At 65.9% G+C, this 19,220-nt stretch carries 20 protein-coding genes and 1 tRNA gene; 10 read left to right on the top strand and 11 right to left on the bottom strand.

The features are described 5' to 3' along the window. Positions 1–81: 81 nt before the first annotated feature. Both G3545_RS20185 and G3545_RS20180 read left to right on the top strand, forming a co-directional pair. Positions 82–402 (top strand): 2Fe-2S iron-sulfur cluster-binding protein, encoded by a 321-nt coding sequence (locus G3545_RS20185; protein WP_170015053.1) that lies wholly within the window; start codon positions 82–84, stop codon positions 400–402. Next, positions 402–1,619: an FAD-dependent oxidoreductase gene (locus G3545_RS20180; RefSeq protein WP_170018180.1), complete on the top strand. Its 1,218-nt coding sequence runs from the start codon at positions 402–404 to the stop codon at positions 1,617–1,619. Before G3545_RS20185 ends, G3545_RS20180 begins: the two co-directional genes overlap by 1 nt. Before the next feature lie 7 nt (positions 1,620–1,626). Here G3545_RS20180 and G3545_RS20175 read toward each other — a convergent pair whose 3' ends face one another. The 4 genes from G3545_RS20175 to G3545_RS20160 all read right to left on the bottom strand — a co-directional run bounded on the left by G3545_RS20175 (position 1,627) and on the right by G3545_RS20160 (position 6,050). Then, the gene (locus G3545_RS20175; RefSeq protein ID WP_170015051.1) at positions 1,627–2,445 is read right to left on the bottom strand and encodes an ABC transporter permease; all 819 of its coding nucleotides are present in this window, start codon (positions 2,443–2,445) and stop codon (positions 1,627–1,629) included. A gap of 21 nt (positions 2,446–2,466) precedes the next feature. Continuing rightward, on the bottom strand, positions 2,467–3,726 hold the full coding sequence (locus G3545_RS20170) for an ABC transporter permease (RefSeq protein ID WP_246702922.1): 1,260 nt from the start codon (positions 3,724–3,726) through the stop codon (positions 2,467–2,469). A gap of 124 nt (positions 3,727–3,850) precedes the next feature. Beyond that, complete coding sequence (locus G3545_RS20165) at positions 3,851–4,906, bottom strand: ABC transporter substrate-binding protein (RefSeq protein WP_170015049.1); 1,056 nt, start codon at positions 4,904–4,906, stop codon at positions 3,851–3,853. A gap of 40 nt (positions 4,907–4,946) precedes the next feature. Continuing rightward, positions 4,947–6,050 carry an ABC transporter ATP-binding protein gene (locus tag G3545_RS20160; RefSeq protein ID WP_170015047.1) on the bottom strand — a complete coding sequence of 368 codons (1,104 nt, stop codon included), beginning with the start codon at positions 6,048–6,050 and terminating at the stop codon, positions 4,947–4,949. A 273-nt stretch (positions 6,051–6,323) separates the two neighbouring features. Here G3545_RS20160 and G3545_RS20155 point away from each other — a divergent pair, with 273 nt between their 5' ends. Beyond that, positions 6,324–7,721 carry an aspartate ammonia-lyase gene (locus tag G3545_RS20155; RefSeq protein ID WP_170015045.1) on the top strand — a complete coding sequence of 466 codons (1,398 nt, stop codon included), beginning with the start codon at positions 6,324–6,326 and terminating at the stop codon, positions 7,719–7,721. 89 nt (positions 7,722–7,810) lie between these two features. Then, positions 7,811–8,683, top strand: coding sequence for a bifunctional riboflavin kinase/FMN adenylyltransferase (locus G3545_RS20150; protein WP_170015043.1), 873 nt, complete (start codon positions 7,811–7,813; stop codon positions 8,681–8,683). 112 nt (positions 8,684–8,795) lie between these two features. On the opposite strand, the gene G3545_RS20145 is transcribed toward G3545_RS20150, so the two are convergent. The 7 genes from G3545_RS20145 to G3545_RS20115 all read right to left on the bottom strand — a co-directional run bounded on the left by G3545_RS20145 (position 8,796) and on the right by G3545_RS20115 (position 13,972). Continuing rightward, entirely contained in the window at positions 8,796–9,725 is a 930-nt protein-coding gene (locus tag G3545_RS20145; RefSeq protein WP_170015041.1) for a LysR family transcriptional regulator, read from the bottom strand. Between the two features lie 141 nt (positions 9,726–9,866). Then, positions 9,867–10,544 (bottom strand): DUF1028 domain-containing protein, encoded by a 678-nt coding sequence (locus G3545_RS20140; protein ID WP_170015039.1) that lies wholly within the window; start codon positions 10,542–10,544, stop codon positions 9,867–9,869. A 16-nt stretch (positions 10,545–10,560) separates the two neighbouring features. After that, positions 10,561–10,980, bottom strand: coding sequence for a RidA family protein (locus tag G3545_RS20135; RefSeq protein ID WP_170015037.1), 420 nt, complete (start codon positions 10,978–10,980; stop codon positions 10,561–10,563). Positions 10,981–11,001: 21 nt separating this feature from the next. Further along, positions 11,002–12,468, bottom strand: coding sequence for a 4-hydroxyphenylacetate 3-hydroxylase family protein (locus tag G3545_RS20130; RefSeq protein WP_170015035.1), 1,467 nt, complete (start codon positions 12,466–12,468; stop codon positions 11,002–11,004). 42 nt (positions 12,469–12,510) lie between these two features. Next, positions 12,511–13,074, bottom strand: coding sequence for a flavin reductase family protein (locus G3545_RS20125; protein WP_170015033.1), 564 nt, complete (start codon positions 13,072–13,074; stop codon positions 12,511–12,513). Positions 13,075–13,337: 263 nt separating this feature from the next. Then, positions 13,338–13,427: transfer RNA gene (locus G3545_RS20120), tRNA-Ser, on the bottom strand. A gap of 212 nt (positions 13,428–13,639) precedes the next feature. Next, on the bottom strand, positions 13,640–13,972 hold the full coding sequence (locus tag G3545_RS20115; protein WP_170015031.1) for a CsbD family protein: 333 nt from the start codon (positions 13,970–13,972) through the stop codon (positions 13,640–13,642). A gap of 229 nt (positions 13,973–14,201) precedes the next feature. Between G3545_RS20115 and rplU the strand changes: the two genes are divergently transcribed. The 6 genes from rplU (at position 14,202) to G3545_RS20085 (ending at position 19,220) form a co-directional block, all read left to right on the top strand. Continuing rightward, a complete protein-coding gene (rplU, locus tag G3545_RS20110) occupies positions 14,202–14,510 on the top strand; it encodes a 50S ribosomal protein L21 (RefSeq protein WP_170015029.1) in 309 nt (102 codons plus the stop codon). 28 nt (positions 14,511–14,538) lie between these two features. Then, a complete protein-coding gene (rpmA, locus tag G3545_RS20105) occupies positions 14,539–14,808 on the top strand; it encodes a 50S ribosomal protein L27 (RefSeq protein ID WP_170015027.1) in 270 nt (89 codons plus the stop codon). A gap of 149 nt (positions 14,809–14,957) precedes the next feature. Then, positions 14,958–15,623, top strand: a complete 666-nt coding sequence (locus G3545_RS20100) for a GNAT family N-acetyltransferase (RefSeq protein WP_170015025.1) — start codon at positions 14,958–14,960, stop codon at positions 15,621–15,623. A 157-nt stretch (positions 15,624–15,780) separates the two neighbouring features. Next, positions 15,781–16,815, top strand: coding sequence for a GTPase ObgE (gene obgE, locus G3545_RS20095; protein ID WP_170015023.1), 1,035 nt, complete (start codon positions 15,781–15,783; stop codon positions 16,813–16,815). Between the two features lie 126 nt (positions 16,816–16,941). Beyond that, the gene (proB, locus tag G3545_RS20090) at positions 16,942–18,099 is read left to right on the top strand and encodes a glutamate 5-kinase (protein ID WP_170015021.1); all 1,158 of its coding nucleotides are present in this window, start codon (positions 16,942–16,944) and stop codon (positions 18,097–18,099) included. Between the two features lie 173 nt (positions 18,100–18,272). Then, positions 18,273–19,220, top strand: coding sequence for an ABC transporter ATP-binding protein (locus G3545_RS20085; RefSeq protein WP_170015019.1), 948 nt, complete (start codon positions 18,273–18,275; stop codon positions 19,218–19,220).

Here is a 19,220-nt window from a genome sequence, read left to right as displayed (position 1 = left end):
GTCAGCCCATTGCTGAAATCTCGGCCGTCACCGACGGAGGCGATGGCGCATGCCTTGCGACACGACCCAGGGAGTATCCTGATGCCCCAAATAACCTGGCTTAGCGCCGATGGCACCGAGACCAGCGCGGATGTCGCCACCGGCACGAACCTGATGGAGGCCGCGGTGGCCGCGGGCGTTCGCGGCATCCACGGCGATTGCGGCGGCGCGCTCGCCTGCGCCACTTGCCACGTCGCGACCGATCTTGCATGGGCGGAGCGGCTCGGCTCGCCCGGCATCATGGAGGACGAGATGCTCGACATGATCGATGGCGAGCGCACGCCTACCAGCCGGCTGAGCTGCCAGATCCTTGCGCGGGCCGAGCTCGATGGGCTCGTCCTCGACGTTCCGGGGCCGGCATGATGGACGGTCGCGTGGTCATCATCGGCGCCGGGCAGGCCGCCGTTTCATGTATTGCCGCGTTGCGCTCCGCGGACGCCACCCGGCCGATCGTGCTCGTCGGCGACGAGGAGCACCTGCCCTACCGGCGTCCGCCACTCTCCAAGAGCTGCCTGGCGGAGGAAATCTCGATCGAGAACCTTCTGATCCGCCCGGCATCCTGGTACGACGGTGTCGACCTGCGCCTCGGGGCCGGCGTCGAGGAAATCTCGCGACGCGAGGGCCGCCTCGTGCTCCGCAACGGCGAGCAGCTCGCCTACGACCAGCTGGTGCTCTGCCTGGGAAGCCGCGCCCGGCCGCTCGGCCGCGAAGCCGGGGGCGATCTCGCGGGCGTCCATACACTGCGTTCGCTGACGGACGCGGCGCGCCTGCAGGCCGAATTCCGGCCGGGTCGGCGCCTGCTGGTCGTCGGCGGCGGCTATCTCGGCCTTGAGGTCGCCGCAGCAGCGCGCAGCCGCGGACTTTCCGTGCTGCTCCTCGAGGCGGGCGCGCGCATTCTCGGTCGTGTCGCCTCCGCGACCACTGCCGAACACTTCCGCACCATGCACGCGGCGCGCGGCGTCGAGATACGCGAAGCGACGGGCCTCGATGCGCTGAGCGGCGCGGAGCGGGTGCAGCGCGCGATCCTCTCCGATGGCTCGGAGCACGAGGTCGACCTCGTCGTCATCGGCATCGGCGGCCTCGCCAATGCGGAGCTGGCCGCGCATGCGAGCCTTGAGACGGCGAACGGTATCGTCGTCGACGCCGGCTGCCGTACCGCCGACCCGAATATCCTCGCGGCGGGCGATTGCGCGAGCTTTCCGCTCGGCGGGCGGACTGTGCGGCTCGAATCCGTGCAGAACGCCAGCGACCAGGGCGAGATCGCCGCGTCCAACCTGTCCGGCGGGCAGCGCGCCTATGCGCCGGTGCCCTGGTTCTGGTCTGATCAGTACGATACCAAGCTGCAGATCGTGGGCATCGGCCACGACCACGATTCCATTGTGGTGCGGCCGGGCCAGCGTGGCGACGCGAAGTCGATCTGGTACTTCCGTGGCGAGGAATTGCTCGCGGTCGACGCCATCAACGATCCTTCGAGCTACATGATCGGACGTCGCCTGCTCGCTGCCGGCGTCAGCCCGGCCCGGCGGGACGTCGCCAACGCCGACCTTCCGCTTTCGGCGATGCTGCCACCGCGCGGCTGAATGCGCCTCAGCGGCTCGGGGCGCTGTTGCGCCCCTGCAGCCAGCCGATCGCCAGGAACAGTACAATAGCGAATATCGTCAGCAGCCCGGCCATCGCCAGTATGGTCGGGTTGATCTGGTCGCGTATGCCCGCCCACATCTGGCGCGGAATGGTGCGCTGCTCGGTGCCGCCGATGAAGAGGATCACCACCACCTCGTCGAACGAGGTCGCGAAGGCGAAGATGCTCCCGGTTGCGACGCCCGGGAGGATCTGCGGCAGCATCACCCGCCGGAACGAGGTCCAGGGCGAAGCACCAAGCCCTGCCGCCGCGCGCGAGAGATTGTTGTCGAACGCCATCAGCCGCGCAGTGACGGTTATGACCACGAAAGGCGTACCGAGCGCGGCATGGGCAAGGACCACGCCGAGATGTGTGTTGATCAGCTGGAGGGGCGCAAACACCAGATAGAGGCTGACAGCGACGATAACGATCGGGATGATCATTGGAGCGATGAGGATCGGCACGATCAGCCCGCGGAACGGAAAGCTGGGTCGGCTGATGCCGATCGCCGCCAGCGTGCCGAGCACCGTCGCGATCGCCGTCGCGCTCAGTCCGATGACGAAGCTGTTGACGATGGCTGCCCGCCATTCCGCGGAGGAGAAGATGGTCTCGTACCAGCCCAGCGTCGCGCCGGTCATCGGATAGGAGAAATAGGTGCTCTGGTTGAACGAGAGCGGAATGACGATGAGCACCGGCGCGACCAGGAAGATCAGCACCGCCGCCGAGAAGATGCGCACGCCGCGCCTCGCGAGGCGTTCGGTGAGGACGGTTGTCGTGTCGACGCTCATGGACAGTCTCCGCCTCTTTTCCTAGCCGAGCCGAAGCCGGTCGACGCCGACCAGCTTGTTGAACACGACGTAGACCGCAAGCGTGAAGATCACGAGGTAGACGGAGAGCGCGCCGGCCAATCCCCAATTGAGCTGGCGGTCCATCTGCAGCGCGACGATCTGGCTGATCATCTCGTCGCCCGCCCCGCCGAGCAGCGCCGGTGTGATGTAGTAGCCGAGCGCCAGCACGAAGACGAGGAAAGTGCCGGTGCCGATGCCCGGCATGGTCTGCGGGACATAGACCCGCAGGAACGCTAGGGCAGGATGCGCCCCCAGCGAGACCGCGGCGCGCTGATAGACCGGCGGGATGCCGCGCATCACCGCGTAATTGGCAAGGATCATGAAGGGCAGCAGCACATGCGTCATGCCGATCAGCACGCCGGTGCGGTTGAACATCAGCGCGATCGGACCGCTCGTCAGGCCGCTGCCGACGAGCAGCGAATTAACGACGCCGTTGGGCTGCAGCAGCACGTACCAGGCGGTCGTGCGGACCAGCAGTGAGGTCCAGAACGGCACGATGACGAAGATCATCAGGAGATTGCTCTGCCGCGCCGGCAGGTTCGCGAGCAGCCAGGCGACAGGATAGCCGAGGATCAGGCAGATCAGCGTCACCGAGGCGCTGATCGAGAAGGTTCGTATGAAGGCATCGACATAGATCGCCTGCGACGGCTCGACCGGCACGATCGTCTGGCTGGGACCGACCTTGCGGTCCATCGCGGTGAGCAGGAAATCGGGCGTGTAGCGGGTCGCCGCGCGCTTCAGCAGCCGCCAGGTCTCCGCCTCGCCCCAGCGCTTGTCGATCTTCGGGAGTTCCTCGCTGTAGGGGCGCCCGCTGGTCGAGGGGAGCTGCCGGACCGTCTTCAGCAACAGGGTGCGGAAGCCAGGCTCGTAATTGTTCAGCCGGCGCGCGGCGGCGGCGAGCGAACCTTCCTGCTGCGCCTTCTGCAGGTCGGCGGCCAGCGTCTCGAAGGTCTGGGGTGACGGCAATTCGGGCGGGCCCGGCCATCCGGCGAGCAGCGCTGCGGTGCCGGGTACGGCGTTCACCACCTCCTCGCTCTGCACGCTCATCAGCAGGAGCTTGCCGATCGGATAGATGAAAGTGGCCGAGAGGAAGACCAGCAGCGGCACGGCCAGCAGGAATGCGCGCAACGCCTCGCGCCGCCGCGCGGCGCGATATCCGGCGCGCGGATCGACGGTCCGGCTTCGCGCACGCCCCGGCGATGTCAGCTCCATGGCGCTCATGCTCACGTCAGCGATCCCCCTAGTCAATGAAGCACGCGCCATGCCACGCGCGCCTGTCGTGGCGCGTGGCCGGCTTGTGTCTGGAAAGGCCGGGCGGTGGGTCGAACCCGCCACCCGGATGGGATCACTGGGCAAGCCAGCTCATGAAACGGCTATTGATGCTGTCGAAATTGTCCGCCCAGAACTCCGAGTCGATCTGGAGCCCGTTCTTGAAGTTATCCGGTGCGGTCGGCAGATGCGGGAGCACGGCCTTGTCGACCTGCGGAATTGCCGATTTGCGCGGCGGCGCATAGGGAATGTAGTTCGACAGCTTCCAGATATTCTCGGGGTTGGAAGCGTACTCGATCAGCTTCTTGGAGCCGGCTTCGTTCTTGGCGCCCTTGGGAATGCCCCACCATTCATAGTCATAGACCTGGCCGTCCCAGACGATCGCGAAGGGACGCTTGTCCTCGAGCTGGGCGACACGGATGCGGCCATTATAGGCCATCGTCATCGCCACCGCGCCGTCGGCCAGCAGTTGCGGCGGCTGCGAGCCGGCTTCCCACCACACGATCTGGCTCTTGATGGTCGAGAGCTTCTTGAAGGCCCGGTCGAGGCCTGCCGGCGTGCCCAACACCTTGTAGACCTCGGCAACCGGGACGCCATCGGCGATCAGCGCCCATTCCAGCGCGCCCTTCGGGCTCTTGCGCAGGCCGCGCTTGCCCGGGAACTTCGTCAGGTCGAAGAAATCCGCCATCGTCGTCGGCGCGGTCTTCATGCGCGAGGTGTCGTACGCATAGACCGTCGACCACACCATGGAGGCGACGGCGCACGGCAGCACGGCGCCCGGGATGTAGTCGGACAGGTCGCCTAGCAGCTTCGGATCGAGCTTCTGCAGAAGCCCTTCGTCGCAGCCAGCTATGGCGTCGTTCGATTCAAGATCGATGACGTCCCAGGTGGTGTTGCCTGCCTCGACCATGCCGCGCAGCTTGGCGAGGCCGCCATCATATTGCTCCTTGACGATGCTGATGCCGGTCTTGGCGGTGAAGGGTTCGAAATACGCCTTGGTCACGGCGTTCTCGAACGCGCCGCCGAAGGTGACGACCGTCAGGCTGTCGGCGGCGGACGCCGGCAGAGAGAGCGCCAGAAAACTGGTCGCGACGAGCAGAACTCGCCTTCCTGAATTCACGAGATCACGCATTTTATTGTCCTCTGTAGGTTTTTATTGGTGGTTGGTCTTCTCAGGCGCCTTCGTTCGCGACGATCTTGCAATCGTCCTGGCCCCAGGAAATCGTTGCGGCTTGCCCCGGCACCGGGGGCGCCATCGCCGTCTTGTTCGGGACCTTCATGATGAAGCCGTCCCGACCCGCGGCGGTGAGGTGCAGGCGCCAGTGGTCGCCGCAATATATGACTTCGTCGATCGTGCCGGTAAGCCGGTTGCCCTCGCCGGACGCCTCGCCATCGAACGACACGTTCTCCGGCCGGAGCGCCAGGACCGCCGGACCATCGGTTGCGATCCCCTCGCCGGCACGGCCGCGCACCGATATCTCGGGCGTCAGCGCCAGCGTCGCGTAATAGCCGTCATGGGCGGTGACCCGGCCCTGCAAGCCATTGTTCTCGCCGATGAAATTCGCGACGAAGGCATTGGCCGGGTCCTCGTAGAGTTCCTTTGGCGTGGCGATCTGCTGGATCCGGCCGTGGTGGAACACCGCGACCCGGTCGGACATGGTCAGCGCTTCGGACTGGTCGTGCGTCACATAGACGATGGTGACGCCGAGCCGCTCATGCAGGCGCTTGATCTCGTACTGCATCGACTCGCGCAGATTCTTGTCGAGCGCGCCGAGCGGCTCGTCCATCAGCACGAGCTTCGGCTCGAACACCAGGGCGCGCGCCAGCGCCACGCGCTGCTGCTGGCCGCCAGATAGCTGCGCTGGGCGGCGTTCGGCCAGATGCGCGAGCTCGACCATGGCAAGCGCGCGCTCGACCCGTTGTTGCTGTTCCGCCTTCGGCACGTGGCGAACCGACAGCGGGAAGGCGATGTTCTGCGCCACCGTCATGTTCGGGAACAGCGCGTAGTTCTGGAACACCATGCCGATGTTGCGGCGATGCGGGGGCGTCTCGTTGAGGCGGCTCTTGCCGAGCAGGATAGTGCCGTTGCTCGGCGCCTCGAAGCCGGCGAGCATCATCAGCGTCGTCGTCTTGCCCGAGCCCGAGGGTCCGAGCAGCGACAGGAACTCGCCCTCCTCGATCATGAAGTTGAGGTTGCGCGTCACGAAGGTCTCGCCATCGTACGTCTTGTCGATGCTCGAGAAGGTCACCAGCGGCTTCGAGACGGACGCAAGCATGGAAGACCTATCCGTTATGGACCCAAGCAGCGAAGCGCATCGCAAAATACGATGTTGCGTCGCAGCGCCTGCGAAATGCGCGCGATGCGAAAATGTGCAGCGCCGCCTTGCATCTGAAAAATTAAATTTTCTGAGGTGTTGCTGATAAAAAGCCGATACCGGCTCCGTTCGAGTGGAAGCGTGGCCCGGCCAAACTGATGCACAGCATCGGTTTTTCCCAATTTCGGCGCTCCTCCGACGAACCTAGGGTCATCCAGGAAACAGGGTGACGCTATGCCATCAGTCCGCACAGAACACGACACTCTCGGTATGGTCGAGGTTCCTTCCGAGGCACTGTGGGGCGCGCAGACCGAGCGCGCACGTCGCAACTTCGACGTGACGGGCCTGCCGATCGGGAGCTTGCGTGAGCTCGTCGGCGCGCTCGCCATGGTGAAGCGCGCGGCCGCGCGAGCCAATTTCCGCATTGGGCAATTGTCGCCCGAGAAGCTGCAGGCCATCGAGCAGGCATGCAACGAGATCGCCTCCGGCAAGCACGCGGCGGCCTTTCCTGTGGATGTCATTCAGGGTGGCGCCGGCACCTCGACCAACATGAACATGAACGAGGTCATCGCGAACCTCGCCAATGTGAGCCTTGGCGGCGCGCCGGGACGGTACGAGCCGGTCCATCCCAATGACGACGTCAATCGCTCGCAGTCCACCAACGACGTCTACCCGACCGCGGTCCGCCTTTCCGTCATCCTTGCCGCCGCGCCGCTCAAGGCGGCACTGGCGGACCTGGTCGCGGTGCTGGAGGAAAAGAGCGCGGCCTTCACCGCGATCGTGAAGCTGGGGCGGACGCAATTGCAGGACGCGGTGCCGATGACTCTCGGCCAGGAATTCTCTGCCTTCGCCACCGTGCTGCAGGAAGACATCGGTCGCATTGGCGAGATGGAGACCCTCCTGTGCGAGGTCAATCTCGGCGGCACCGCCATTGGCACGGGCGTCAACGCGGCGCCAGGTTACGCGAACCACGCCATCGCCGAGCTGCGCGCGATCAGCGGCGTACCCCTGCTACGCGCCCGCAATCTCGTGGAGGCGAGCTGGGACATGGGCGCCTTCGTGCTGTTCTCCGCAATGCTGAAAAGGCTGGCGACCAAGCTCTCGAAGATCGCCAATGATCTGCGTCTCCTCGCCAGCGGACCGCGCGGCGGCCTTGGCGAGATCCTGCTTCCGCAGATGCAGCCGGGTTCCTCCATCATGCCAGGAAAGGTCAATCCGGTCATTCCGGAGATGGTCAACCAGGTCGCCTTCCAGGTGATCGGCAACGACCTGGCAGTGACCCTCGCCGCCGAGGCGGGGCAGTTGCAGCTCAATGCCATGGAGCCGCTGATCGCCTTCAATCTTCACGCCTCGCTCCACCTCCTCACGCGCGCCGTAAGATCCCTGAATGTCCATTGCATTGCCGGGATTGAAGCGGACTCTGCGCGCTGCCGCGCTCATCTCGATGCCGGGGTTAGCGTGGTCACCGCCCTGGTCCCGCTGATCGGCTATTCCAACGCTGCCGCGCTGGCACTGGAAGCGCTGCGCCTCGGGCGGCCGATTGCCGAGCTCGCAGTGGAGCGTGGACTGTTCAACGCGGAAGACAGTCGCCGCCTGCTCGATCCGCTGGCGCTTGCGTTCCCGGCCGCGTGAGCGCTCGCCCTGACTGGAACGGTTTTGCTGAGGCGAGCGGTCATGTATTCATATTTTCGCTGAACCGTTCCGGCGCCCATACTCATGCCATGGAATGCGCTGGCGACACCGCCCTTTTCCCCTTCAGAGATACGCTGTCGGCCGCCGCGCCGATCCAGCGGCCTTTCGAGGTGCTGGAATCCGCGGATACGACGCCTGATCGCCTCGCCGGCAGCGTGCTGCTGCTCGGCAATTTCGATGGCTTTCATCGCGGCCATGCGGCGCTGCTCGATGCCGCCCGGCAGGTGGCGCGCGGCGCGCCGATCGGCATCATGTCGGTCGAGCCGCATCCGCGTCAGTTCTTCGCCCCCAATGCGGAAGCATTCCGCATCACCTCCGTCGGCACGAAGCTCGAGGCTTTCGCAAAACTTGGCTTCTCCTTCGCTTTCGTGCCGCGCTTCACCCATGCCTTCGCCGCCCAGTCCGCTGCGGACTTCGTCGAGGGCACGCTGGCGCGCGGCCTGCGGGTGTCGCATGTGGTGGCGGGAGCGGACTTCCGGTTCGGCCATCGCCGCGCCGGTGACGTTGCCGTCCTGCGCCGCATCGGTGGTGAACGCGGCTTCGGCGTCACCGAGGTGGCGACGTTCCATCAGCAGGATGCGGTCTGTTCATCCTCGCTCGTGCGCCAGATGCTGAAGGTCGGGGACATCGCGGCGGCGACGGTGCTTCTCGGCGCTGCGTGGTGCGTGGAGGTGGAAGCGCTTCGCAGCGACGGCTATGGCATCGAAGTGGCATGGCCGGCGGACGTCATCCTGCCGGCCGCCGGTGATTACCGGGTCCTGATCCGCGGTTCGGATGACCGCGCTTCGCAGGGCAGCGGAACATTGATTCATGGTCGGCGCGGCATGCATCTCCGACCAGGCCCCGGCACCGCCGCAATTCCCCGTCGCGACCGGCTCATGATCGAGTTCATCGCCTCCTGACGACGCAAGTTGTCGAGGTTACGCCTACGTCGGGCCTCGGCCTTGCGAGGGCGCACTGCAATAAGCGCGTGACGTGGGCGTGCTCGCGGCGGACGCGCCGCGTGCGGACGACTCAGTCTGGCCAGGAGGCCGTGCCGGGCAGACGCTCGGTGGAAATCGTCGCTCGGCAGTAGTCGATGAAGGCCTGAGCCGTGCGCGGCTTACGCAGGCCTCTCAGCGTGGCGATTCCGAGGACCATGGGCTCGTATTCGCCCTCGAGCCGCACATAGGCGAGCGGGAGGCCGTTCAGCGCTGCCTTGTTCACGGGGCGCGCCGTCAGCAGGGAAAAGCCGAAGCCACTAGCGACGTAGGACCGCACCGTTTCCGGATAATCCGAGCGTGCCACGATGTTCGGCGTAAGGCCGTTACGCAGGAATAGCGAAACGAAGTACTCGCGGCTCAGCGGCATGTCGAGCAGGATGAAAGGCTCCTCCACGATCTCGGCAAGCGCAAGCGAACGGCGCTGCGCGAACCTGTGATCGGCCGGCAGGACGATGTAGGTCGGCAGCAGCGCGAGCGGCTCGAAGTCGAGATCGGCCGTGACATTGAGCCGGTAGGTCAGGGCAAGGCTCGTCTCGGCGCGTCGGAGATTGGCCAGCAGCGATTCTTCATCGCCCTCCAGCACCGAAAGCTTGACGCGTGGGAAGAGGTCGAGGAACCCGCGGCAGAGTCCCGGCACCAGTAGTGGCGATTGTGTCCGGAACGATCCGACCTGCAGCGGGCCGGCGACCGCGTTGGCCACCTCGTCCGCGACCTCGTGCAGTTCCTCGGCCTGCAACAGCAGTGCCTTTGCCGCCTGCAAGAAGCGCTCGCCGGCCGATGTCAGCGACAGCCCTTGTGCATGATGACGCACGAACAGCTGAAGTCCGAATTCGGTCTCAAGCTGCGAAATGGCCGCCGATACCGAGGGCTGAGAGATATTCACGCGTTCCGAGGCCTGCGTGACGCTTCCTGTTTCACCGGCGGCAACGAAATAGGCGAGCTGCCTCAGCGTGAAGCGCATCGAGTAGGATTGTGAACCTGTCATGATCACGGTTGGGGGTCATCCGCCGGCGGAACAGGGAACCGGGCGCTTGACCGCGGTACGCGATTGATCACTCGGCCACTCCCGCGGTCAAGTCGCCAGCTTCGCGCGAACCGGATCTCAAAGGTTGCCGGGCACTCCATAGGAAGGCGCGGCCCGGGGATCGAGCGCGCGGGTGACATAGGCGTCCATTTGCGGCTGCCACAGCCGCCACAGCGCGGCGAGCTCACCGATCGGGTCGGCCTGCGACCAGTCGATGCGCAGGTCCGCGACCGGCCAGCCGACGGTGTCGACCAGCAGCATGCCGGCCGAATGCACCGGACCCTCCTCGCCGCCCGCCTCCAACGCCGCCAGCATGGCGGCGATGATGCGATTGCCGATGTGCTGGTCCGGACCGGCGAGGAAGGCTTCGACCATGCGCGCCGGCACGTCCGGATTGGCGAGCAGATTGCCGGCCGCGGCGGCATCGGGCGCCAGCGCGATGCGGTGCGTGCCGAGCGTGTGGGCGCCGGAATGGCCGGCGGCACGGCCCTGCCGGTCCAGCACCACCACTTGCCGGTAGTCGAAATGCGGCGCCTCGGTTGCGAACCGCGCCATCACCTCATCCGCCGACAATCCCTCAGTGAGCAGGGCAAGGCCGCGCGGTCCCAGCATCGGATCGGTGATGTTCTGCGTCGCCACCACGCCGACGCCGGCGCGCGCATGGGCGCAGCGGGCGGCGACACACGGGCTCGACGAGGAGACGGCGATGCCGAACATGCCGGTCCGGGAGCAGCGGGCGGAGATGGAGAAGGTCATTCCGGCTTCCCGCGCTTCACGAGGGATCGGGGATGACGGCGGTCACCTCGATCTCGACCACCCATTCCGGGCGGGCGAGCGCGGGCACGACGAGGCCGGTGGAGCAGGGGAACACCCCCTTCAGCCACTTGCCCATTTCCTGGTAGACCGCCTCGCGGTAGCGGATGTCGGTGAGGTAGACGACGATCCGGCAGATGTGCGCCATCTCGCTGCCGGCCTCTTCGAGCAGCAGCTTGATATTGGCCATCGCCTTGGCGGTCTGCGCGCCGGCATCACCGACATGAAGGCTTTCGCGGGTGTCGAGATCCTGCGCCACCTGGCCACGCAGGAACACCATGGTGCCCCGCGCCACCACGCCCTGCGACAGGTCGTTGTCGAGCTTCTGCTCGGGATAGGTTTCCTTGGTGTTGAACGGGCGAAGGCGCTTGTGGATCATTGAAGGCGTTTCCTGTTGAGATCACTCAGCCGCAGCGGCCGGGCGGCCATAGACGCGGTCCGACAAGCCGGCGGCTTCCTTGGTGAAGCGCAGCGAATCGTCCCAGTCGAAATTGCGGTAGACGGCGCCGAGATGGGCGAACGGAGGCGACTGTGCGAAAAGCTGAAAGGTCAGCCGATGGCCGGCATAGTCGGAATTCAGCAGGTCGCGGGCGAATGCCAGGAGCCGGCGGCGATCCTCCGCCTGCCAGTTGTCGTTCAACGTGTAATACTTGCTGAGCCATTTTCCGGCTTCCGGATCGCGGAATGAGGCCGCGTCCGGGGTCACGCAGATCTGGCCGCCGCAAAGCTCGCGCGCGAGATGCATCATATTGTGCAGCTGGGAGCAGGCGAGAACGCGGCCGGTCATCAGCAGTGACTGGTTCGGCATCATTAGACCGGCCGGGCTCTTCTCGGCGGTCGCGATGGCCGCGGTGAGGTGCGCATTGATCCCCTCGCGATAGCAGGCGAGCTCGGCCAGCTTTTCCTGCACCGCCTGCTGTTTTTCGAGGCCGGTCTGACGCACGTTCCAGAGCGCAGCGCCGATCATCATGTCAGCCAGCTTGAGATTGCGCTGAACGAAGGCGAACGCGGAGTAACGGTGCAGCGTTGCCCGGATGAAGCTGGCAGCGCGGGTGTGCTGATAGAACAGCACGTTCTCCCAGGGAATCAGCACGTCGTCATAGACGACGAGCGTGTCGACCTCATCGAACCGATTGGAAAGCGGGTAGTCCTCGATCGGCGCCCGGCCGGCGAAACCCGTGCGGGCGATGAAGCGAAGGTTCGGCGACGAGAAATCGCAGACGAACCCGACCGCATACTCGGAGAGCTTCTCGTCGCCCCAGTTGGCGATGGTTGGTTTGGTAAAGGCCTGGTTCGCGTAGGCCGCCGCCGTCTCGTACTTTGCGCCGCGCACGATAATGCCGGCATCCGTCTCCTTCACGACATGCAACAGCATGTCGGGATCCTGTTCCTGCGGACGCTTTGACCGGTCGCCCTTCGGATCGGTGTTGGCCGAGACGTGGAACGGATCGTTCTGAATGACGAGCCCGATGTGCCGCTTGATGTTCTCGGAGAAGCGGGGATCGACCTCATTGAGGACGTCCTGGCCGTCGAATAGCGACCACATTTCGCCGACGGTCTCGTCTCCCACGCGGGTAACGATGCCTTTTACGTCTTCCAGGATTGTGTCGGTTGCGCGCCTCTTAGCGTGCCAATCATCCTGCGTGTAGGGCAGCTTGAGGCCGATGGCGAAGCGCTCGCCGCCCTCCTCGTAGGTCATCACGTCCCTGAGCCGCGGCTCGTGCGCCATGTCGTATATGCGGGCGCGAATGTCGACCAGGGGCTTGAACATCGGATGCGTCGTCACGTCGGTGACGCGCTCGCCATTGATCCAGATGCGACGTCCGTCGCGAAGCGAGTCGCGATACTGATTGCCTGTCCTGATCATGTGGGACCAACCTTCAAAAGAGACATTATTTGCCGTGCGCGCTCAGGTTTGCGCGGCTATCGGCGATGCGGTGCAGTAGGTGCGGCGATGATGGGCCAGCGGGGTGTGCCCGGCGCCGAGTGCGTGGACCACACGACCGAAGAGCACGACATGCGTGCCGGCGTCGCAGACGTTTTCCACCACGCAGTCGAAGCTAGCGACTGCGTCCTTCAGAAGCTTGCAGCCGGTCGGCCCTTCACGCCACTCCGCGCAGCCGAAATCGAACGCCGCCCGATCGGGGGCGCGTCCAGCGAACACGTCGGACACTTGCGTCTGATGATCGGCAAGGAGATTGATCGAGAACACACCGTTGCGGCGGATGGCGTCCGCCGCCGGGCTGCGGCGATTAACGCAGGCGAGGACTATCGGGGGATCTGCCGAGACCGAGGCCACAGCGCTGACGGTGACGCCGAACTGGCCGGCCGGGCCTTCAGTAGCCACCACGTGGACCCCAGTCACCGCCCCGCTCATGGCAGCTATAAATGCCTCGCGGTCAGCGGAAGCCAGCGAGGCTCGTTCGCCTTCCTGGTGATGGGCTGTCGGTTGTAATTGTGCGGAAGCAGACATGGCGCCCTCCTCCAGACGTTGGCCGAGTGGCCAAAACTGACGCTGCAAGAGTAGGCGCACCTCAGGATTTGCATAATAATAGCTTCCGAGACTTTGCATTAGAAAAGCTGAGGCTTGCGGCAATCGGCGCGCAATTGCGCCGTCAATGGCGTTTGGAAACGCTACCTGCAGATGAATTGCTTCGGCCGCGGAGGCGGACGCGGTTTCCGGCTTCGTGAGCCAGATGGGCGTCAGATGACGTGAGAGGCTGAAAGATAGCTATTTGGCGGAGGGGGTGGGATTCGAACCCACGGTACGCTTGCACGCACAACGGTTTTCGAGACCGTCCCGATCGACCACTCCGGCACCCCTCCGCAGGGAGGCCACGGCAAAGCCGGGCCTTGGAGCCGGGGCTGAATAACCGAGGCCGGCGGATCGCACAAGGGCCAGAACAGGTTCCGCAAGACTTGGCAGGCTTTTGCGTTTCGAACATGCCCCAGCCTGGCGAAGCGAAAGCCGCGACATCGGCGAGCCACGCATAAAGGCCGCCGTCCTGCGACGGCGGCCTCGTCTCTGCCAGACAGCGTCAGCGCCGGTTGCTGTTGCTGCCCATCATCAGCCACGCGATCGCCGCGCCGGCGAGGCCGGCGGCCACCACCATGGCGAGGGGATGCGCGCCGGCCTGGCGCGAGAGGCTCGTCATGCCCTGGCCATAGAGGCGCTGGCCGGCCTCATAGGCGTCGTCGGCGAGATAGCGCGCCTGGTCTCTCGCCTGGCCCAGCGCGCGGGCGCCATAGCCGAGCGCCTCGTCATAGGCGCCCTCGGCGCGGCGGGCGGCTTCCTCGCTCGCGCTGCCGGCGACTTCCTTCAGCCGGCCGCTCATTTCCCGCGCGGCGCCCGTGATACGGTGCTTGTCCATCGATATGCTCCTGTCGAACCGGGTGGTGCCCGTCAACGCGGGCGCAACGGAATGGTTCGCCGCAAGCTGCGAAGACGCCGTGAAGTGGCCGCGAATCCTTGACAGAAACGGCTCGTCGCTTTAAGAGCGCCACCGCGTGGCATGAGCCGCGCAGTCCATCAACCGACCGAAAGAAGCCGGTCCAGCACTGACAAGGTGCGGAGATCGGGCTCGAACGAAAGGACATAATATGTTCGCGGTCATCAAGACAGGCGGCAAGCAGTATCGGGTCGCCGCCGACGAAGTCGTGACGCTCGGCAAGATCGAAGCCGAAGCCGGCGCGACCGTGACCTTCCCGGTGCTCATGCTCGGCGGGGATTCCCCCAAGATCGGCGCTCCGCTGGTCGAGGGCGCCGAAGTCGCCGCCGAGATCGTCAGCCACAAGCGTGGCGACAAGATCATCGCCTTCAAGAAGCGTCGCCGTCAGAATTCGCGCCGCAAGATCGGGCACCGCCAGGACTTCACGGTCGTCCGCATCACCTCGATCACCGGCGCCTGAGACCGCCAAGCGAAGATAGGAGAGCAATATGGCTCATAAGAAAGCAGGCGGTTCCTCCCGCAACGGTCGCGATTCGGCTGGCCGCCGTCTCGGCGTGAAGAAGTTCGGCGGCGAAGCCGTTCTTGCCGGCAACATCATTATTCGTCAGCGCGGCACGCGCTGGCATGCCGGTACCAATGTGGGCATGGGCAAGGACCATACCCTTTTTGCGCTCGAAGCCGGCAAAGTCGAATACCGAAACAAAGCCAACGACCGAACCTACGTCTACGTAATTCCGGCCGCCGAGGCCGCCGAATAAGGCGGTGAGATCCAAGGGTCCCACCGGTCTCGTCAAACCGGTGGAATCCTGGAGCCCGTAAATCCAGGTGCCCGAATGCCGGGGGAGGCGAGACCAACGCCTCCCCTTCGTCGTTCCAGGCACTTCGATCCAGGCACCAGGAGACCGTCATGACACTCGTTGAAGCGACCCCCGGGTCCACACTCGCCGAGAGCAGTACCGCCGTCCTCGAAACTGAACGGCTCGTGCTCCGCGCGCCGCGCATCGAGGACATGGCCTGGATCGCCGAGCTGGCGGACAACCGGAACGTCGCCGAGATGACGGCGAACATACCTCACCCCTATGGCATGGCGGACGCCGCCGCCTTCGTCGCCAATCTGCCCACCGGCGCCGGCGCGGCGACCTTCGCCATCTTCCTGCGTACCGATGGCTTCAACCCCATCGGCCCGCCGATTCCCGTGGGCATGTGCGGCTTCGTCTCGCGCAATGGCGAGCATCCGGAGATCGGCTACTGGCTCGGCGAGCCCTATTGGGGCCGCGGCATCGCCACCGAGGCGGTGCGGGCGCTGATCGACCACGCCTTTGGTGATCTGCGCCACGAGGCGCTGCTCGCCGCCGCCCGCGTCATCAATCCGAGCTCGCGGCGGGTGATCGAGAAGTGCGGCTTCCAGTGGACCGGCGCGGGCCTCACCCGCGTGCGCTCCATCGGCGCCTCGGTTCCGGTCGATCGCTTCCGGCTGGAGCGAAGCCTGTGGGCCTCGTTGCGCGCCTGGGGCGCAACCGCCCATCCGACGCGGGGCCGGCAGGTCGACCGGAGCTTGGATCGGCGACATTGAACAACCGGACGTAATTGCCCATCGTCCGTCATGCCCGGGCTTGTCCCGGGCATCCACGGGCACCCGCCGCGAGGTGGACACGAAGACGTGGATGGCCGGGACAAGCCAGGCCATGACGTGAGAAACTCAGTCATTCCGAACTGCCGCGTGAAATCAGATGAAATTCCTCGACCAGGCGAAAATCTATGTCCGCTCCGGTGACGGCGGAGCCGGCTGCCTGTCGTTCCGGCGGGAGAAGTTCATCGAGTTCGGCGGCCCGGACGGCGGCGATGGCGGGCGCGGCGGCGACGTATGGATCGAATGCGTCGATGGCCTCAACACACTGATCGACTACCGCTTCCAGCAGCACTTCAAGGCCAAGAAGGGCGGCTACGGCATGGGCAAGAACCGCGCCGGCGGCAAGGGCGACGACGTGGTGCTGAAGGTCCCGGCCGGCACCGAGGTGCTGGACGAGGAAGGCGAGACCGTGCTCGCCGACTTCACCGAGATCGGCCAGAAGATCCGCCTGCTCAAGGGCGGCAATGGCGGCTTCGGCAATGCGCACTTCCAGACCTCGGTCAACCAGGCGCCGCGCCGCGTCAATCCCGGCCTCGAGGGCGAGGAGCGCTGGATCTGGCTGCGGCTGAAGCTGATTGCCGACGCCGGCCTGGTCGGCCTGCCCAATGCCGGCAAATCGACCTTCCTCGCCGCCACCACCGCCGCCAAGCCGAAGATCGCCGATTATCCCTTCACCACCTTGCACCCCGGCCTCGGCGTGGTGCGGGTGGACGGGCGCGAATTCGTGCTGGCCGACATTCCCGGCCTGATCGAGGGTGCCAGCGAAGGCGTCGGCCTCGGCGACCGCTTCCTCGCCCATATCGAGCGCTGCCGCGTGCTGCTGCACCTCGTCGATGGCACCTGCGAGCATGCCGGCAAGACCTACAAGACCGTGCGCAAGGAGCTGGAGCTCTATGGCGGCGGGCTGGAGGACAAGCCGGAGATCGTCGCCCTCTCCAAGGCCGACGCGCTCGATCCCGACACGCTCAAGGAACAGGTCGCCCGCCTGAAGCGCGCGGCGAAGAAGACGCCTTTGGTGCTCTCCGCGCAGTCCGGCGAAGGCGTGCAGACCGCGCTGCGCGCACTCGCCCGTGTCATCACCCACGGCCGCGAGGAAGAGGTGGAGCGCGAGGTCCACGAGCCCTGGCGACCGTGACGGCGCGCCTAGAATAGCGACCTCATCCTGAGGTGGTGCAAGAACCAAGACGAAACGTCTCCCGCTGCTCTATAAGGGCACCGATTTCGCCGTCACCGACATCGCCTGCGCCCCGGCTTGAGACCCATGACCACGACCGCACCCCTGCTCCCTTTCCCAGCGTCCCTGCCCCAGCTGGCCTCCTTCCGCCGCATCGTGGTGAAGGTCGGCTCGGCGCTGCTGGTCGATTCCGCCCGCGGCCGGCTGCGCCATGCCTGGCTCGCCGCGCTCGCCGAGGACATCGCGGCGCTGCACCGCGAGGGTAAGGATGTGCTGGTGGTGTCCTCCGGCGCCATCGCGCTTGGCCGCAACATATTGAAGCTGCCGAAGCGGCCCTTGAAGCTGGAGGAAAGCCAGGCGGCGGCCGCGGTCGGCCAGATCGCGCTGGCCCGCAACTGGTCGGAGGCGCTCAACCATGAAGGCGTCGCCGCCGGGCAGATCCTGGTCACGCTGGGCGATACCGAGGAGCGCCGGCGCTACCTCAATGCCCGCTCCACCATCGCCAAGCTCTTGGAGCTGAAATGCGTTCCCGTCATCAATGAGAATGACACGGTGGCGACCAGCGAGATCCGCTATGGCGACAATGACCGCCTCGCCGCCCGCGTTGCCGGCATGGCGAGCGCGGACCTGCTGGTACTGCTCTCCGACATTGACGGTCTCTACACCGCCCCGCCCAATGACGATCCCCTGGCCGAGTTGATCCCGGTGGTGCCGCGCATCACCGCGGAGATCGAGGCGATGGCCGGCTCGGCCGGTTCGGAGCTGTCGCGCGGCGGCATGAAGACCAAGATCGAGGCCGGCAAGATCGCCACCACCGCCGGCGCCCACATGCTGATCGCCTCCGGCAAGGTGAAGAACCCGCTGCGGGCGGTGGAGAGCGGGGCGCGCTGCACATGGTTCCTCGCCCCCGCCAATCCCGTCGCCTCGCGCAAGCGCTGGATCGCCGGCGCGCTGGAGCCGCGCGGCACGCTGCACCTCGACGCCGGCGCCGTCGCCGCGCTGCGCCGCGGCACCTCGCTGCTGCCGGCCGGCGTGACCCGGGTCGAGGGCACCTTCCAGCGCGGCGACGCCGTGGTGCTGCGCGGGCCTGACGGCGCCGAGATCGGGCGCGGGCTGGTGGCGTATGACGCGGACTATGCCGAGCGGATCAGAGGCCGCTCATCGGATGAGATCGCGACGATTACGGGGTTCGAGGGCCGCGCGGCCATGGTGCACCGGGATGATCTGGTGGTTGGTGGAGGTTAAAGAAGCGACCGTGCAAAGGCGACCTACGGTCGTCGTCTGTTAGGGAGATGCCGAGGCAGCAGCCTCGGCTTTCACAAGATCGGGGATGGCATCTGGCGGATGGCTTTGCCCTCCCCCTCCTGCCCCAAATCCGCTAAACCTCCCGGCCCATCCCTCACCGGGAGCGTCGCTCTTTGGATTCCATCGTCACCATCTCCGGCCTGGAAAAAACCTACGCCACAGGCCATCAGGCGCTGAAGACGGTCAATCTCGACATCCGTCGCGGCGAGATCTTCGCGCTGCTGGGGCCGAATGGCGCCGGCAAGACCACGCTGATCGGCATCGTCTGCGGGCTGGTGCGGCCCACCGCCGGTACGGTGACGGCGGACGGTCACGACATCATCCGCGACTACCGCGCCGCGCGCGCCACGATCGGGCTGGTGCCACAGGAACTCTCCACCGACATGTTCGAGACGGTGTGGGGCACGGTGAGCTTCAGCCGCGGGCTGTTCGGCAAGAAGCGCAACCCCGGCCATATCGAGCGCGTGCTGCGCGACCTCTCGCTGTGGGACAAGCGCGACGCCGTCATCGCCACTCTGTCCGGCGGCATGAAGCGGCGCGTGCTGATCGCCAAGGCCCTCGCCCACGAGCCGACCATCCTGTTCCTCGACGAGCCGACCGCGGGCGTCGATGTCGAGCTGCGGCGCGACATGTGGGCCATGGTGCGGCGGCTGCGCGAGCAGGGCGTCACCATCATCCTGACCACGCACTACATCGAGGAAGCCGAGGAGATGGCCGACCGCGTCGGCGTCATCAACAAGGGCGAGATCATCCTGGTCGAGGACAAGGCGACGCTCATGCGCCGCATGGGTCGCACCACCGTCACCATCGGCCTGCGCGACCGGCTGGAGGCGCTGCCAGCGGGCCTCGGCGAGGTCACGCTCTCAGTGGACGGCATGGTGCTCACCATGAGCCGCGCCGGCGGCACTGAAGAGAGCGGCGTCGCCGATCTCGTCAAGGCGCTGGCGGCGCGCGGCATCGAGTTCACCTCGATCGACACCGAGCGCTCCTCGCTGGAGGACATCTTCGTCGATCTGGTCGGCAAGGATTCGGCGCGGATTCGCGAAGGAGTGCCGGCATGA

This window comes from Starkeya sp. ORNL1, from assembly GCF_012971745.1.
GTDB lineage: Bacteria > Pseudomonadota > Alphaproteobacteria > Rhizobiales > Xanthobacteraceae > Ancylobacter.
Note: the sequence above shows the minus strand (reverse complement) of the source record. Positions and strands in the feature narration are given on the sequence as shown.

Bases quoted from the DNA above. Each gene is read 5' to 3' on its own strand.
- G3545_RS20100 (WP_170015025.1), top strand. From the start codon at position 14,958: ATGACACTCGTTGAAGCGACCCCCGGGTCCACACTCGCCGAGAGCAGT.
- proB (WP_170015021.1), top strand. From the start codon at position 16,942: ATGACCACGACCGCACCCCTGCTCCCTTTCCCAGCGTCCCTGCCCCAG.
- G3545_RS20145 (WP_170015041.1), bottom strand. From the start codon at position 9,725: ATGCGCTTCACGCTGAGGCAGCTCGCCTATTTCGTTGCCGCCGGTGAA.
- G3545_RS20135 (WP_170015037.1), bottom strand. From the start codon at position 10,980: ATGATCCACAAGCGCCTTCGCCCGTTCAACACCAAGGAAACCTATCCC.
- G3545_RS20175 (WP_170015051.1), bottom strand. From the start codon at position 2,445: ATGAGCGTCGACACGACAACCGTCCTCACCGAACGCCTCGCGAGGCGC.
- G3545_RS20140 (WP_170015039.1), bottom strand. From the start codon at position 10,544: ATGACCTTCTCCATCTCCGCCCGCTGCTCCCGGACCGGCATGTTCGGC.
- obgE (WP_170015023.1), top strand. From the start codon at position 15,781: ATGAAATTCCTCGACCAGGCGAAAATCTATGTCCGCTCCGGTGACGGC.
- G3545_RS20170 (WP_246702922.1), bottom strand. From the start codon at position 3,726: ATGAGCGCCATGGAGCTGACATCGCCGGGGCGTGCGCGAAGCCGGACC.
- G3545_RS20125 (WP_170015033.1), bottom strand. From the start codon at position 13,074: ATGTCTGCTTCCGCACAATTACAACCGACAGCCCATCACCAGGAAGGC.
- rplU (WP_170015029.1), top strand. From the start codon at position 14,202: ATGTTCGCGGTCATCAAGACAGGCGGCAAGCAGTATCGGGTCGCCGCC.
- G3545_RS20160 (WP_170015047.1), bottom strand. From the start codon at position 6,050: ATGCTTGCGTCCGTCTCGAAGCCGCTGGTGACCTTCTCGAGCATCGAC.
- G3545_RS20185 (WP_170015053.1), top strand. From the start codon at position 82: ATGCCCCAAATAACCTGGCTTAGCGCCGATGGCACCGAGACCAGCGCG.
- G3545_RS20150 (WP_170015043.1), top strand. From the start codon at position 7,811: ATGGAATGCGCTGGCGACACCGCCCTTTTCCCCTTCAGAGATACGCTG.
- G3545_RS20115 (WP_170015031.1), bottom strand. From the start codon at position 13,972: ATGGACAAGCACCGTATCACGGGCGCCGCGCGGGAAATGAGCGGCCGG.
- G3545_RS20130 (WP_170015035.1), bottom strand. From the start codon at position 12,468: ATGATCAGGACAGGCAATCAGTATCGCGACTCGCTTCGCGACGGACGT.
- G3545_RS20165 (WP_170015049.1), bottom strand. From the start codon at position 4,906: ATGCGTGATCTCGTGAATTCAGGAAGGCGAGTTCTGCTCGTCGCGACC.
- rpmA (WP_170015027.1), top strand. From the start codon at position 14,539: ATGGCTCATAAGAAAGCAGGCGGTTCCTCCCGCAACGGTCGCGATTCG.
- G3545_RS20155 (WP_170015045.1), top strand. From the start codon at position 6,324: ATGCCATCAGTCCGCACAGAACACGACACTCTCGGTATGGTCGAGGTT.
- G3545_RS20180 (WP_170018180.1), top strand. From the start codon at position 402: ATGGACGGTCGCGTGGTCATCATCGGCGCCGGGCAGGCCGCCGTTTCA.